13 protein-coding genes are annotated in these 13599 nt (G+C 62.7%); 8 read left to right on the forward strand and 5 right to left on the reverse strand.

Annotated elements, in window-relative coordinates:
• Positions 1-71: 71 nt before the first annotated feature.
• From AC3RCM_RS05110 to AC3RCM_RS05120, 3 genes are all read left to right on the forward strand, one after another.
• The gene (locus tag AC3RCM_RS05110) at positions 72-959 is read left to right on the forward strand and encodes an acyl-CoA dehydrogenase middle domain-containing protein (RefSeq protein WP_064492406.1); all 888 of its coding nucleotides are present in this window, start codon (positions 72-74) and stop codon (positions 957-959) included.
• Positions 960-1152: 193 nt separating this feature from the next.
• The gene (locus AC3RCM_RS05115) at positions 1153-2094 is read left to right on the forward strand and encodes an AEC family transporter (protein WP_064492407.1); all 942 of its coding nucleotides are present in this window, start codon (positions 1153-1155) and stop codon (positions 2092-2094) included.
• A 56-nt stretch (positions 2095-2150) separates the two neighbouring features.
• Complete coding sequence (locus AC3RCM_RS05120) at positions 2151-3512, forward strand: amino acid permease (protein WP_003255172.1); 1362 nt, start codon at positions 2151-2153, stop codon at positions 3510-3512.
• Between the two features lie 143 nt (positions 3513-3655).
• On the opposite strand, the gene AC3RCM_RS05125 is transcribed toward AC3RCM_RS05120, so the two are convergent.
• The 5 genes from AC3RCM_RS05125 to gatC all read right to left on the reverse strand — a co-directional run bounded on the left by AC3RCM_RS05125 (position 3656) and on the right by gatC (position 8474).
• On the reverse strand, positions 3656-4699 hold the full coding sequence (locus AC3RCM_RS05125) for a calcium/sodium antiporter (RefSeq protein ID WP_064492408.1): 1044 nt from the start codon (positions 4697-4699) through the stop codon (positions 3656-3658).
• A gap of 60 nt (positions 4700-4759) precedes the next feature.
• Positions 4760-5134 carry a septal ring lytic transglycosylase RlpA family protein gene (locus tag AC3RCM_RS05130; RefSeq protein WP_003255170.1) on the reverse strand — a complete coding sequence of 125 codons (375 nt, stop codon included), beginning with the start codon at positions 5132-5134 and terminating at the stop codon, positions 4760-4762.
• Positions 5135-5262: 128 nt separating this feature from the next.
• Positions 5263-6708 carry an Asp-tRNA(Asn)/Glu-tRNA(Gln) amidotransferase subunit GatB gene (gene gatB / locus AC3RCM_RS05135; protein ID WP_064492409.1) on the reverse strand — a complete coding sequence of 482 codons (1446 nt, stop codon included), beginning with the start codon at positions 6706-6708 and terminating at the stop codon, positions 5263-5265.
• A gap of 11 nt (positions 6709-6719) precedes the next feature.
• Positions 6720-8171, reverse strand: a complete 1452-nt coding sequence (gatA, locus tag AC3RCM_RS05140; protein WP_004574465.1) for an Asp-tRNA(Asn)/Glu-tRNA(Gln) amidotransferase subunit GatA — start codon at positions 8169-8171, stop codon at positions 6720-6722.
• Positions 8172-8186: 15 nt separating this feature from the next.
• Complete coding sequence (gatC, locus tag AC3RCM_RS05145) at positions 8187-8474, reverse strand: Asp-tRNA(Asn)/Glu-tRNA(Gln) amidotransferase subunit GatC (protein WP_003255165.1); 288 nt, start codon at positions 8472-8474, stop codon at positions 8187-8189.
• Between the two features lie 205 nt (positions 8475-8679).
• On the opposite strand from gatC, the gene mreB reads away from it, so the two are divergent.
• The 5 genes from mreB (at position 8680) to rng (ending at position 13579) form a co-directional block, all read left to right on the forward strand.
• Positions 8680-9717 (forward strand): rod shape-determining protein MreB, encoded by a 1038-nt coding sequence (mreB, locus tag AC3RCM_RS05150; RefSeq protein ID WP_003255163.1) that lies wholly within the window; start codon positions 8680-8682, stop codon positions 9715-9717.
• A gap of 226 nt (positions 9718-9943) precedes the next feature.
• Entirely contained in the window at positions 9944-10936 is a 993-nt protein-coding gene (mreC, locus tag AC3RCM_RS05155; protein WP_003255162.1) for a rod shape-determining protein MreC, read from the forward strand.
• Complete coding sequence (gene mreD, locus AC3RCM_RS05160) at positions 10936-11424, forward strand: rod shape-determining protein MreD (RefSeq protein WP_003255161.1); 489 nt, start codon at positions 10936-10938, stop codon at positions 11422-11424. The genes mreC and mreD overlap by 1 nt, the downstream gene beginning before the upstream one ends.
• Before the next feature lie 32 nt (positions 11425-11456).
• Positions 11457-12068: a Maf family protein gene (locus tag AC3RCM_RS05165; protein ID WP_064492410.1), complete on the forward strand. Its 612-nt coding sequence runs from the start codon at positions 11457-11459 to the stop codon at positions 12066-12068.
• A 53-nt stretch (positions 12069-12121) separates the two neighbouring features.
• Complete coding sequence (gene rng, locus AC3RCM_RS05170) at positions 12122-13579, forward strand: ribonuclease G (RefSeq protein WP_010952135.1); 1458 nt, start codon at positions 12122-12124, stop codon at positions 13577-13579.
• The last annotated feature ends 20 nt before the right edge of the window (positions 13580-13599 follow it).

The raw sequence follows: 13599 nt of genomic DNA on the forward strand, positions 1-13599 counted from the left end.
TGAATGTTTGGTGATGCTTGCGTGACACACCCTGAGCCTTAACTGAAAGCCCTCCAGCAAGGAGCTGTTCCATGGCCTGGTTGCAACGACTCAACGATCCGCTTCGCCTCGCGCCGACAGGCACCCTGGGCGAAACCTACGCCGCGCTGCTTGAGCGCCTCGGCCCGGTTGCCCCGTTCGAACTGGCGGTACTGGGTGGGTGTGCAATGGCCACCCCGGGCCTGGCCTTCCTGGTGGGTTACCAGGCCGCCCTTCGCGTGCTGTGGCCCAGTGCGCCGCACAGCCTTGGCGCCTTGTGTGCCACCGAGCGGCGCAGCGTGCGGCCTGCAGACATGCACACACGGCTGGACGCTCTGCGGCTGTCGGGCTGCAAAGACTTCGTTACCGCAGGCCTGGAGGCGGAGTGGTTGCTGGTGGCGGCGCGTAGCGAAGCGGCTGGCGCGGCGCCGCAACTGAGCCTGGCGGTGGTCTATCCCGGGGAGCCGGGGGTGACACTGGAGCCATTGCCGACCCTGCCGCTGATGCCGGAAGTCGGGCACGCCCGGCTGCTGCTGGAGCAGGCATCGTGCGAGTTGCTGGCCGGTGACGGCTGGGATGCCTACGTGAAGCCGTTCCGTTCGCTGGAGGATTTGTATGTGCTCGCGGCGCTGACCGCCTGGTTGTATGGCGTTGGGCAGGAGTGCGCCTGGCCGCAGGGGCTGCGCCTGCAGTTGCTTGGGCTGTTGGCCGGCTGCGCCGAGGGTAGCCGCCAGTGTGCCGATAGCATGGGTTGTCACTTGTTGCTTGGCGGGTTGTTTGCGCAGTTCCAGGCCTTGCGGGGGGAGATCGATGCGGCGTTGGCGACAGGGCCGGTGCAGTGGGCGCAAGTCTGGCAGCGTGACCACGGGGTAATGGCACTGGCGGCGTCGGCGCGGGAGAAGCGGCTGAACAAGGCCTGGGCTGCTGCGGGCTTTTCATGAATGGCTCACAGGTTTGTGTGAACCGATGAATCACGGCGTGGTACCTGTGGGGGCGGGGTTAGGTGCAAAGCGGCCGGTACTGGCAGCAGAAAACCTGAAAGACATTTCCTTTTATCGCGCTTGATCCCCGCAAATCCCAGCCGTTGACGTATCATTGGCCGCCTGACGGCAACCCCTCCAGGATCGCTTGCGCATGCTCGCCCTTCTTATCCAGACCCTGAACATCACGGCACCGGTTTTCGCCATGCTGTTCATGGGCGTCCTGCTCAAACGCATTCACTTGATCGACGACAACTTCAACCGCGTCGCCTCGCAGCTGGTATTCAACGTCTGCATGCCGGCGCTGCTCTTTCTCGGCATCTACCACGCCGACCTGGCCGCAGCGGTCAAGCCCGGTGTCATCCTGTATTTCATCATCGCCACCCTGGTCGGTTTCGCCATTGCCTGGGGCATGGCCATCTGGCGCAGCCCGATGGCCGACCGGGGCATCTATACCCAGGGCGCCTTCCGCGGCAACAACGGTGTGATCGGCCTGGCCCTGGCCGCCAGCCTGTACGGTGACTATGGCATTTCCCTGGGGGCGGTACTCGCAGGCCTGGTCATCCTCATGTACAACTCGCTGTCAGCGGTGGTACTGGCGGTGTACAGCCCGGACCTCAAGTCCGATCCGTGGAGCATCTGCAAGAGCATTTTCAGCAACCCGCTGATCATCAGCGTACTGGTGGCCGCGCCCATGGCTTACGGCCAGGTGCCGCTGCCCAACTGGCTACTGACCTCGGGCGACTACCTGGCACAGATGACCCTGCCGCTGGCGCTGATCTGTATCGGCGGCACGCTGTCGCTGGCAGCGCTGCGTAACTGTGGTCGGCTGGCCATCGATGCCAGCTTCGTGAAAATGCTCTGGCTGCCGCTGCTCGGCACCCTTGGGGCCTGGTTGTGCGGGTTTCGCGGGGCGGAGCTGGGCATCCTGTTCCTGTACATAGGCAGCCCGACCGCTGCGGCCAGCTACGTGATGGCGCGGGCAGCCAACGGCAATCATGAACTGGCTGCGTCGATCATCGTGATTACCACGCTAATGGCGGCGATCACCACCAACATTGGTATTTTCATCTTGCAGTGGGGCGGATGGATCTAGATCCTTGACTGCAAATAACAGCAACAACACTGCCTCACTGAGCTAAAGGACACTTCATGCAAGACCAGAGCACGCCCGAGCGGTTACAGCGCGGGCTGAAGAATCGCCATATCCAGCTGATCGCGCTGGGCGGGGCCATCGGTACCGGGTTGTTCCTGGGCATTGCCCAGACCATCCAGTTGGCCGGCCCCTCCGTGTTGCTGGGCTACGCCATCGCCGGCCTGATGGCCTTCCTGATCATGCGCCAGCTGGGCGAAATGGTGGTGGAAGAGCCGGTCGCCGGCAGCTTCAGCCACTTCGCCCACCAATACTGGAGCGAGTTTGCCGGCTTTGTCTCAGGCTGGAATTACTGGGTGGTGTACGTGCTGGTCGGCATGGCCGAGCTGACGGCGGTCGGTATCTACGTGCAGTACTGGTGGCCGGACTTCCCCACCTGGGCCACGGCGGCGATTTTCTTCGTGGTGATCAACCTGATCAACCTGACCCAGGTAAAGGTCTATGGCGAGATGGAGTTCTGGTTCGCCCTGGTCAAGGTGGTAGCCATCGTCAGCATGATCGGCTTTGGTGCCTGGTTGCTGGGTAGCGGTCATGGTGGCCCGGATGCCAGCGTGGCCAACCTGTGGCAGTACGGCGGCTTCTTCCCTAACGGCGTCACGGGTCTGGTAATGGCCCTGGCGGTGATCATGTTCTCGTTCGGTGGGCTGGAGTTGGTCGGCATCACGGCTGCCGAGGCTGACAACCCGCGCGAGAGCATCCCCAAGGCCACCAACCAGGTGGTGTACCGTATCCTGATTTTCTACATCGGTGCCTTGGCAGTGCTGTTGTCGCTGTACCCTTGGCAGAAGGTGGTGCAGGGCGGCAGCCCGTTCGTGATGATCTTCCACGAACTGGACAGCGACCTGGTGGCGACCATCCTCAATATCGTGGTGCTGACGGCTGCGCTCTCGGTGTACAACAGCTGTGTGTACGCCAATAGCCGTATGCTGTTCGGCCTGGCCAGCCAGGGCGATGCGCCGCGTCAGTTGCTGAAGGTGAGCCGTAGCGGCGTGCCGCTGACCGCGCTGGCCGTGTCGGCCTTTGCGACCGGCCTGTGCGTGCTGATCAATTACCTGATGCCGGGCGGGGCCTTTGGCTTGCTGATGGCGTTGGCAGTGTCCGCGTTGGTGATCAACTGGGCGAGCATCAGCATTACCCACCTCAAATTCCGCAAGGCCAAGCTGGCCGCCGGGATCACCCCCTTCTACAAAAGCCTGGGGCACCCGCTGACCAACTACCTGTGCCTGGCGTTCATCGTGCTGATCCTGGTGGTGATGTACCTGACGCCGCCGATTCGCATCTCGGTAATGCTGATCCCGGCATGGATCGCTGTGCTGTGGGTGGCTTTCAAGCTGAAGAAGGCTCGCCAGGCCAAGGGCTGATCGGGTTTGTTCGTAAGGGGTATGCCGTTAGGTTTTCGGTGCCTGTGAGATCGAGCGCCGCCCGTGCGGCGCTCGATCTCACAGGCGATGAAAGCCTAAAGGCATGCGTCTGGCGGCCCTGACGCGCTCCCCTTCCATGCCCCTCAATGCTGCCTCCGCCAGGCACGCACGGTGGTGTACAGCAACACTGTAGCGAGCACCGGCAGTACATAGAACAGCATCAATCGCTCCAGGCGGCCAGCCAGCGGCATACCCATGGTAAAAGCCGCCACATGAAGGCCGTAGGCCAGGTACAGGCAAAGAAACACCAGGCCTTCTGCGCGAGTGATGCGGTAACCGGAATAGAACACTGGCAGGCTCAGGACGGCAACGCCGAGCATTACAGGCAGATCGAAAGACAGCGCGTTAGGCGAGATCGACAGGGGTTCTGGGGTGATCAGTGCGGTCAGGCCCAGTACAGCCAGCAGGTTGAACAGGTTACTGCCGATCACCGTGCCCACGGCGATCTCCCGTTCGCCACGCAAGGCGGCGATCAGCGCAGCGGCCAGTTCCGGCAGGGAGGTGCAGATGGCGACGACCGTCAGGCCGATAATACGCTCGGACAGGCCCAGGTCGGTGGCCACCTCGATGGCAGCTTCCAGTAGCAAGTGGCCCGCCAGGCTCAGCAGGCCAAGGCCGACCAGTATCTGCAGCAGCGTACCTGACCAGAAGCGCCCGGCCCCGGACCTGGCGGCGTCCGGGGCAGGGTAGGTGCGTGCGTAATGGCGCGACTGATGCCAGAGCATTGCCAGGTAACCGGCCAGCCCCAGCAATAGCAGTGCCCCTTCAACCCTGCCCAGGTGGGCATTGGCGGACAGTGCATACACCAGCCCGCTGGCAAGGATCATCAAAGGAATGTCCAGGCGCACCAGCTGGCGTGACACCCGCAGCGGGATGATCAGCGCGGCCAGGCCGAGAATGACCAGTACGTTGAAGATGTTGCTGCCGATCACGCTGCCTACTGCCACATCCGGCGCACCCTGGTAGGCGGCCTGCAGGCTTACGGTCAATTGTGGCGCGGTACTGCCGAAGGCCACCAGGCTCAGGCCTATGATCAGCGGGCGCACGTGCAGGCGCTGCGCCAGGCGCAAGGCGGAGCGCACCAGTAGCTCGGCGCCGCCGACCAGCAACAGCAGGGCAACGCCCATTTGCAGCAGGCTAAAAGTGGGAAGGGTGGCCAGGTCGAAAATGGTCGGACTCCTGTCGCGTCAGTCGCTAAGCCCTTGTACTCGCACGCGCGCTGTTCCGCTACGGAGCATGCCGATTTTTTCCGCTGCTGCGCGAGACAGGTCGATCAGGCGGCCGCGGGTGTGCGGGCCACGGTCGTTGATGCGTACCACCACACTGCGCTGATTGGCCATGTTGGTCACCCGTACACGTGTGCCGAAGGGCAGGCTGCGGTGGGCGGCGGTAAGGCCGTGCTGGTTGAACGGTTCGCCACTGGCGGTGCGTTTGCCATGGTGGCGCGAGCCGTAGTAGGAAGCGGTGCCCGTCTGGTCGTAGCCGCGCGGGTCGATGTCATGGCTGGCGCAGCCGGCCAGGAAAGAAAACAGGGCGAGGGTGCCGAGGGAACGTTTTAGCAAGTCAGGTGCTCTCCGGTGCGACCATTCGCGGGTAAATCCGCTCCTACAGTGAAAACGCTGGCTTGTGTAGGAGCGGCTTCAGCCGCGAACGAGGGCGAAGCCCTCGCAGCATTACAGGGGTAAAACCATCACCCTTCGAGCTTGGCCTTGAGCAATTGGTTCACCTGCCCCGGGTTGGCCTTGCCTTTGGAGGCTTTCATGGCCTGGCCGACGAAGAAGCCGAACATCTTGCCGCGCTTGGCCTCATCGGCTGCGCGATACTGTTCGACCTGCTCGGCATTGGCTGCCAGCATTTCGTCGAGCATCTTGTCGATCGCACCCGTGTCGGTAACCTGTTTCAGGCCTTTGCTCTCGATGATGCTGTCGGCATCGCCTTCACCGGCGGCCATGGCCTCGAACACGGTTTTGGCAATCTTGCCGCTGATGGTGTTGTCACGAATGCGCAGCAGCATGCCGCCCAGTTGCGCGGCGCTGACCGGCGCCTGATCGATTTCGACACCCAGCTTGTTCAGCAGGCTACCCAGTTCGACCATGACCCAGTTGGCCGCCAGCTTGGCATCACCACCGATCTTCACCACTTGTTCAAAGTAGTCTGCCTGTTCGCGGCTGGAGGCCAATACGTTGGCGTCGTAGGCCGACAGGCCGTACTGAGTCTGGAAGCGCTCGACCTTCTGTGGCGGCAGCTCCGGCAGGCCGGCGCGGATGGTTTCGAGGAAGCTGTCCTCGATGACCACCGGCAGCAGGTCGGGGTCGGGGAAGTAACGGTAGTCGTTGGCTTCCTCTTTGCTGCGCATGGAGCGGGTTTCGTCCTTGTTCGGGTCGTACAGGCGGGTTTCCTGCACCACTTTGCCACCGTCTTCGATCAGGTCGATCTGGCGCTGGATTTCGCTGTTGATCGCGCGCTCGATGAAGCGGAACGAGTTGACGTTCTTGATTTCACAGCGAGTGCCGAACTCGGTCTGGCCTTTCGGGCGGATCGATACGTTGCAGTCGCAGCGCAGCGAACCTTCGGCCATGTTGCCGTCACAGATGCCCAGGTAGCGCACCAGCGCGTGGATCGCCTTGACGTAAGCCACGGCTTCCTTGGCGCTGCGCATGTCAGGCTCGGAGACGATTTCCAGCAGCGGGGTGCCGGCACGGTTCAGGTCGATGCCGGTGGAACCACTGAAGTCTTCGTGCAGGCTCTTGCCGGCGTCTTCTTCCAGGTGCGCGCGGGTTACACCGATGCGCTTGATGGTGCCGTCTTCCAGCGCGATGTCCAGGTGACCCTTGCCGACGATCGGCAGGTCCATCTGGCTGATCTGGTAGCCCTTGGGCAGGTCGGGGTAGAAGTAGTTCTTGCGTGCGAACACGTTGCGCTTGCCGATCTCGGCATCGATGGCCAGGCCGAACATGCACGCCATGCGCACGGCTTGCTCGTTCAGCACCGGCAATACGCCGGGCATGCCCAGGTCAACCAGGCTGGCCTGAGTATTCGGCTCGGAGCCAAAGGTGGTAGCGCTGCCGGAGAAGATCTTCGACTGGGTGGCGAGCTGAGTGTGGATTTCCAGCCCGATCACAACTTCCCATTGCATGTGTGAATTCCTCAGAAGCCGTTGGGGGCGCGGGTATGCCAGTCGGTCACCTGTTGGTAGCGGTGCGCGACGTTGAGCAGGCGGCCTTCCTGGAAGTACGGCGCCAGCAGTTGCACGCCGACCGGCAGGCCGTCGACGAAGCCCGCAGGCATCGACAGGCCTGGCAGGCCCGCCAGGTTGGCGGTGATGGTGTAGACGTCTTCGAGATAGGCGGCAACCGGGTCGCTGCTCTTGGCGCCAAGCTTCCAGGCCGGGTTTGGCGTGGTCGGGCCGAGAATCAGGTCGACATCGTTGAAGGCGGCCATGAAGTCGTTCTTGATCAGGCGGCGGATTTGCTGCGCCTTCACGTAATAGGCGTCGTAGTAACCAGCCGACAGGGCGTAGGTGCCGACCATGATGCGGCGCTGTACTTCAACGCCGAACCCTTCGCCGCGTGAGCGCTTGTACAGGTCGGTGAGGTCTTTCGGCTCTTCACAGCGGTAGCCGAAGCGTACGCCGTCGAAACGCGACAGGTTGGAAGAGGCTTCAGCCGGAGCGATCACGTAGTAGGCCGGAATGGCATGCTGCATGTTCGGCAGGCTGATTTCCTTGACCACTGCACCGAGCTTTTCCAGCTCCTTGACGCTGGCCTGTACCAGGTCGGCGATGCGTGGGTCGAGGCCGGCACCGAAGTACTCTTTCGGCAGGCCGATGCGCAGGCCTTGCAGCGAAGCGTTCAGGCTGGCGCTGTAGTCCGGCACCGGTTCTTCGATGCTGGTGGAGTCCTTGGCGTCGAAACCGGCCATACCTTGCAGCAGCAGCGCGCAGTCCTCGGCGGTGCGGGCCAGCGGGCCGCCCTGGTCGAGGCTGGAGGCGTAGGCGATCATGCCCCAGCGCGACACACGACCGTACGTCGGCTTGAGGCCGGTGAGGTTGGTCAGTGCCGCTGGCTGGCGGATCGAGCCGCCGGTGTCGGTGCCCGTGGTGGCGGGCAGCAGGCGCGCGGCCACGGCAGCGGCCGAACCACCGGACGATCCGCCCGGAACGTGCTCGAGGTTCCACGGGTTCTTCACCGCGCCGTAATGGCTGGATTCGTTGGCCGAACCCATGGCGAATTCGTCCATGTTGGTCTTGCCCAGGGTGACCATGCCGGCTTCGGCCAGCTTGGCGACCACGGTGGCGTCATAGGGCGCCTTGAAGTTGTCGAGCATCTTCGAGCCGCAGCTGGTGCGTACGCCGTTGGTGCAGAACAGGTCTTTGTGGGCGATCGGTGCACCCAGCAGCGCGCCGGTTTCGCCAGCGGCGCGACGGGCATCGGCGGCACGCGCCTGAGCCAGGGCCAGGTCGTCGGTGATGCTGATGAAGCTGTTGATCTGCGGGTCGAGCTGTTTGATGCGCGCCAGCAGGGCGCCGGTCAGCTCTTCGGAAGAAAACGATTTGTCGGCGAGTCCGCGGGCGATCTCGGCCAGGGTCAATTGATGCATGGCAGGCTCTATCCCTTACTCGATGACTTTGGGAACCAGGTACAGACCGCTTTCGGTCGACGGCGCGATGGCCTGGTAGGCATCGCGCTGGTTGCTTTCGGTGACTTGGTCAGGACGCAGGCGCTGGCTGGCCTCCAGCGGGTGGGCCAGGGGCTCGATGCCAGTGGTATCGACCGCTTGCATCTGGTCGACCAGGCCGAGAATGCTGTTCAGGGCGTCGGTAATGCGTGGCAGTTCGCCATCATTCAGGCCCAGGCGGGCCAAATGGGCGATCTTTTCCACGTCGCAGCGTTCAAGCGCCATGAGGATCTCCAAGGGAAACAAAGAACGGAATTTGGGTCCGCGGTGAGGAACATGTCAGCTTTCTGGCGGTCTAACGGCCGCGAAATTCTGCTGGCGTGCTCGGAAAAACAGCCAATTTAACATATTGGCTCCTTGCCCAAAATCCCTGCCATTGTTAGAGTTTGCCGCACTTTTTTACCCACGCTTTCCCCAGGGTCACTTTCCCATGTTCAAGAAACTGCGTGGCATGTTTTCCAGCGATCTTTCTATCGACCTGGGTACTGCCAACACCCTTATTTACGTGCGTGAGCGCGGTATCGTCCTGAATGAGCCCTCGGTTGTTGCCATCCGTACCCATGGCAACCAGAAAAGCGTCGTCGCCGTCGGTACCGAAGCCAAACGCATGCTGGGCCGTACGCCCGGCAACATTGCAGCCATTCGTCCGATGAAGGACGGCGTCATTGCCGACTTCAGCGTCTGCGAAAAAATGTTGCAATATTTTATCAACAAGGTTCACGAGAACAGCTTCCTGCAGCCGAGCCCGCGCGTGCTGATCTGCGTGCCGTGCAAGTCGACCCAGGTCGAGCGCCGCGCCATCCGCGAGTCGGCCCTCGGCGCGGGTGCCCGTGAAGTGTTCCTGATCGAAGAGCCGATGGCCGCTGCCATCGGTGCAGGCCTGCCGGTTGAAGAGGCCCGCGGTTCGATGGTCGTCGATATCGGTGGCGGTACCACTGAAATCGCCCTGATCTCGCTGAACGGCGTGGTCTATGCCGAGTCCGTCCGCGTTGGCGGTGACCGCTTCGACGAAGCCATCGTGACCTACGTGCGCCGCAACTACGGCAGCTTGATCGGCGAATCCACCGCCGAACGTATCAAGCAGGAAATCGGCACTGCCTACCCAGGTGGCGAAGTACGTGAAGTCGACGTGCGTGGTCGTAACCTGGCCGAAGGTGTACCGCGTGCCTTCACCCTGAACTCCAACGAAGTGCTCGAAGCGCTGCAGGAATCGCTGGCGACCATCGTCCAGGCGGTCAAGAGCGCCCTCGAGCAATCGCCGCCGGAACTCGCCTCGGACATCGCCGAGCGCGGCCTGGTGCTGACCGGTGGTGGTGCGCTGCTGCGTGACCTCGACAAACTGCTGGCCCAGGAAACCGGCCTGCCGGTGATCGTCGCCGAGGACCCGCTGACCTGCGTCGCCCGTGGCGGCGGTCGCGCCCTGGAGATGATGGACAAGCACGCGATGGACCTGCTCTCCAGCGAGTGATCCCGCTCGCTGTTCACGAGCGCCCGGTTTACAGGTAGTACGTACAGTGCTACCTGTATGCGCTGGGCTGGCGCCCGTTTGGGGCGCCGTATCCGTCAACCCGCAACCAGGCTGGTGCGTTGTTCCATGTCCAATGACCTCCTGAGTCGTCCACGAGGAACGGCCCATTAAACCGCTTTTCTCCAAGGGCCCTTCGCTGGGCGTTCGCCTGCTCGTTCTGGTGGTGATGTCGGTCGCGTTGATGGTTGTCGACGCGCGCTTCGACGTGCTCAAACCCGTGCGCAGTCAGATGGGCCTGGTGCTGATGGAGTCGTACTGGATCACCGATTTGCCACAGCGTGCCTGGCAAGGTGTGGCCGGCCAGTTCGGTAGCCGCACCGAGCTGATTGCCGAAAACGAGAAGCTCAAGACCGAAGCCCTGCTGCTGCAGGGGCGCCTGCAGAAGCTGGCGGCCCTGACCGAGCAGAACGTGCGGCTGCGCGAGTTGCTCAACTCTTCGGCGCTGGTCAACGAGAAGGTTGAAGTGGCGGAGCTGATCGGCGTCGACCCCAACCCGTTTACCCACCGCATTCTGATCAACAAGGGTGAGCGTGATGGTGTGTTCCTGGGCCAGCCGGTGCTCGATGCCCGCGGCCTGATGGGCCAGGTCGTAGAGTTGATGCCCTATACCGCGCGGGTGCTGTTGCTGACCGATACCACCCACAGCATTCCGGTGCAGGTCAACCGCAACGGTCTGCGTGCCATCGCCAGCGGCACTGGCAACCCGGAGCGCCTGGAGTTGCGCCATGTGGCCGACACTGCCGACATCAAGGAAGGCGACCTGCTGGTCAGCTCCGGCATGGGGCAGCGCTTTCCTGCCGGCTACCCGGTGGCCACGGTCAACGAAGTGATCCACGATTCCGGCCAGCCCTTTGCCATCGTCCGTGCCATCCCCACCGCCGCGCTCAACCGCAGTCGCTATATGTTGCTGGTGTTCAGTGACCGGCGTAGCCCGGAGCAGCGCGCCACCGATGCCGCCATTGCCCAGGAAGAGGCTGACCGCAAGGGCGCTGCACCTGCTGGCCAGCCGGCCGCTACCCGTGATCAGGTCGCACCCGCCGCTGGCACGCCTGCCGCGTCGGTCACACCGGCAGCACCGGCCACTCCGGTCGCGCAGCCAGCAGCCCCGTCTGCTGCACCTGCCACGCCGGCCGCACCCGCTCAACCCCGGAGGCAATGATGGCTGCATCACGCCGCAATAACGGCTGGGTCATCTGGCTTACGTTCGCCATCGGCCTGCTGCTCAGCGTTTCCCCCATGCCGCAGTTCATGGAAGTGTTCCGGCCCATGTGGCTGGCCTTGCTGGTGTCGTTCTGGACCCTTGCCGTGCCGAACAAGGTCGGCATGACCACGGCATTCGTGCTGGGCCTTGCCGAGGACGTGCTGTATGGCACGCTGCTGGGGCAGAATGCGCTGGTCCTTACCCTCATCACCTTCTTGGTGCTGTCCCTGCAGCAGCGTCTGCGCATGTTCCCCATGTGGCAGCAAAGCCTGGTCATTCTGGTGATCTTCGGTATCGCCCAGTTGATCCAGCTGTGGCTCAGTGCACTGACCGGCAACCGCCTGCCCACCCTGGCGCTGGTCTGGTCGGCGGTGATCAGCGCCTTGCTCTGGCCGTGGATCAGCTTTGCCTTGCGCGACCTGCGTCGACGCTTGCACATCAACTGACGGCAACGCGCCACTGACAGGGAGATGTCTGCATGACCCCGCTATACCTGGCTTCAGGCTCGCCCCGTCGTCGTGAACTGCTGACGCAGATCGGCGTGCCGTTCATTGTCATCAGTGCCCCGGTCGATGAATCTCCGCTACCCCGCGAAAGCGCCCCTGCCTACGTCGAGCGCCTTGCCCGGGCAAAGGCCGCCGCCGGCCTGGCCAGTGTCGACGGCCCGGCTGTAGTGCTCGGCGCAGACACTGCCGTGGTGCTCGATGGTCGTATTCTCGGCAAACCGGAAAACCGTGAAGATGCCTTGGCCATGCTGGCTGACCTGTCAGGCCGTGAGCATCAGGTGCTGACCGCTGTCGCCCTGGACGATGGCCAGCGTGTGCACAGTTTTTGCGTGACCAGCACGGTGCGCTTTCGCGCCATCAGCACCGATGAAGCGCAACGCTATTGGGCCAGCGGCGAGCCATCTGACAAGGCTGGCGGCTATGCCATCCAGGGGCTGGGTGCGGTCTTCGTCAGCGGCCTTTCCGGCAGCTATTCGGCGGTGGTCGGCTTGCCACTCTGTGAAACGGCCGATTTGCTTGGCCAGTTCGGCATCGCCTGCTGGCAGTCGCTCGCGCATACGCCAGAGGTAACAAACCCGCAGTAGCCAGCAGTGCATACGCCATCCATCATTAGAAGAACCTTTGACGAGAGCCTGCCATGAGTGAAGAGATCCTGATCAACATCACCCCGATGGAGTCACGTGTGGCGGTGGTGGAAAACGGGGTGCTGCAGGAGGTGCACGTCGAGCGCACCCAGCGCCGTGGCATCGTCGGCAATATCTACAAGGGCAAGGTGGTGCGTGTGCTGCCAGGCATGCAGGCGGCCTTCGTCGACATCGGCCTCGAACGCGCAGCGTTTATCCATGCCTCGGAAATCTCCCAGCGCGAAGGCTCGGCGGTAGAGAACATCACCGCACTGGTACATGAAGGCCAGGCCCTGGTGGTGCAGGTGACCAAGGACCCGATCGGCACCAAGGGTGCACGCCTGACCACCCAGCTATCGATTCCGTCGCGTTACCTGGTGTACATGCCACGCAGCAGCCATGTCGGTATTTCGCTGAAAATCGAGGACGAAGCCGAGCGTGAGCGCCTCAAGCAAGTGGTCAGCGACTGCATGGATGGCGAAAACATCAAGGATGCCGGTGGTTTCATCTTGCGCACCGCCGCCGAAGGCGCGCGTGCCGAGGAGATCTTGCAGGACATCCGTTACCTGCGCCGCCTGTGGGAGCAGATTGGCACCCAGATCAAGACCTGCGGCGCGCCCACGGTCATTTACGAAGACCTTGGCCTGGCCCTGCGTACCCTGCGCGACCTGGTCAACCCGAAGATCGAGAAGATCCGCATCGACTCGCGGGAAACCTTCCAGAAGACCACGCAGTTCGTCGGCGAGTTGATGCCGGAAATTGCCGACCGCCTCGAACACTACCCGGGCGAGCGACCAATCTTTGACCTGTACGGCGTCGAAGACGAGATCCAGCGGGCTCTGGAGCGCAAGGTACCGTTGAAGTCCGGCGGTTACCTGGTGGTCGACCCGGCCGAAGCGATGACCACCATCGACGTCAATACCGGGGCTTTCGTCGGCCATCGCAACCTCGAAGAAACCATCTTCAAGACCAACCTCGAGGCTGCTACCGCCATCGCCCGACAACTGCGCCTGCGCAACATTGGCGGCATCATCATCATCGACTTCATCGACATGGAAGACGAAGATCACCAGCGCCAGGTACTGCGTACCCTTGAAAAACAGCTGGAGCGCGATCACGCCAAGACCAACATCATCGGCATCACCGAGCTGGGCCTGGTGCAGATGACCCGCAAGCGCACGCGGGAAAGCCTGGAACAGGTGCTTTGCGAGCCGTGCCTGGCCTGTCAGGGCCGCGGCAAGCTGAAAACGCCCGAGACCATCTGTTACGAAATATTCCGCGAGATCCTGCGTGAGGCCCGTGCCTATCAGGCTGAAGGCTACCGTGTGCTGGCCAACCAGAAGGTGGTCGACCGCCTGCTGGATGAAGAGTCAGGCAACGTGGCGGAACTGGAAGCCTTCATCGGTCGAACCATTCGCTTCCAGGTCGAGTCGATGTATTCGCAGGAACAATACGACGTGGTGCTGCTCTGAGGCCTTCTGAAACACGCCAC

It is taken from the genome of Pseudomonas sp. GW823-FHT05G12 (genome assembly GCF_058795575.1).

Coding starts and splice junctions, on each gene's coding strand:
- AC3RCM_RS05110 (WP_064492406.1), top strand. CDS start 72: ATGGCCTGGTTGCAACGACTCAACGATCCGCTTCGCCTCGCGCCGACA.
- AC3RCM_RS05115 (WP_064492407.1), top strand. CDS start 1,153: ATGCTCGCCCTTCTTATCCAGACCCTGAACATCACGGCACCGGTTTTC.
- AC3RCM_RS05120 (WP_003255172.1), top strand. CDS start 2,151: ATGCAAGACCAGAGCACGCCCGAGCGGTTACAGCGCGGGCTGAAGAAT.
- AC3RCM_RS05125 (WP_064492408.1), bottom strand. CDS start 4,699: ATGGGCGTTGCCCTGCTGTTGCTGGTCGGCGGCGCCGAGCTACTGGTG.
- gatB (WP_064492409.1), bottom strand. CDS start 6,708: ATGCAATGGGAAGTTGTGATCGGGCTGGAAATCCACACTCAGCTCGCC.
- gatA (WP_004574465.1), bottom strand. CDS start 8,171: ATGCATCAATTGACCCTGGCCGAGATCGCCCGCGGACTCGCCGACAAA.
- gatC (WP_003255165.1), bottom strand. CDS start 8,474: ATGGCGCTTGAACGCTGCGACGTGGAAAAGATCGCCCATTTGGCCCGC.
- mreB (WP_003255163.1), top strand. CDS start 8,680: ATGTTCAAGAAACTGCGTGGCATGTTTTCCAGCGATCTTTCTATCGAC.
- mreC (WP_003255162.1), top strand. CDS start 9,944: ATGTCGGTCGCGTTGATGGTTGTCGACGCGCGCTTCGACGTGCTCAAA.
- mreD (WP_003255161.1), top strand. CDS start 10,936: ATGGCTGCATCACGCCGCAATAACGGCTGGGTCATCTGGCTTACGTTC.
- AC3RCM_RS05165 (WP_064492410.1), top strand. CDS start 11,457: ATGACCCCGCTATACCTGGCTTCAGGCTCGCCCCGTCGTCGTGAACTG.
- rng (WP_010952135.1), top strand. CDS start 12,122: ATGAGTGAAGAGATCCTGATCAACATCACCCCGATGGAGTCACGTGTG.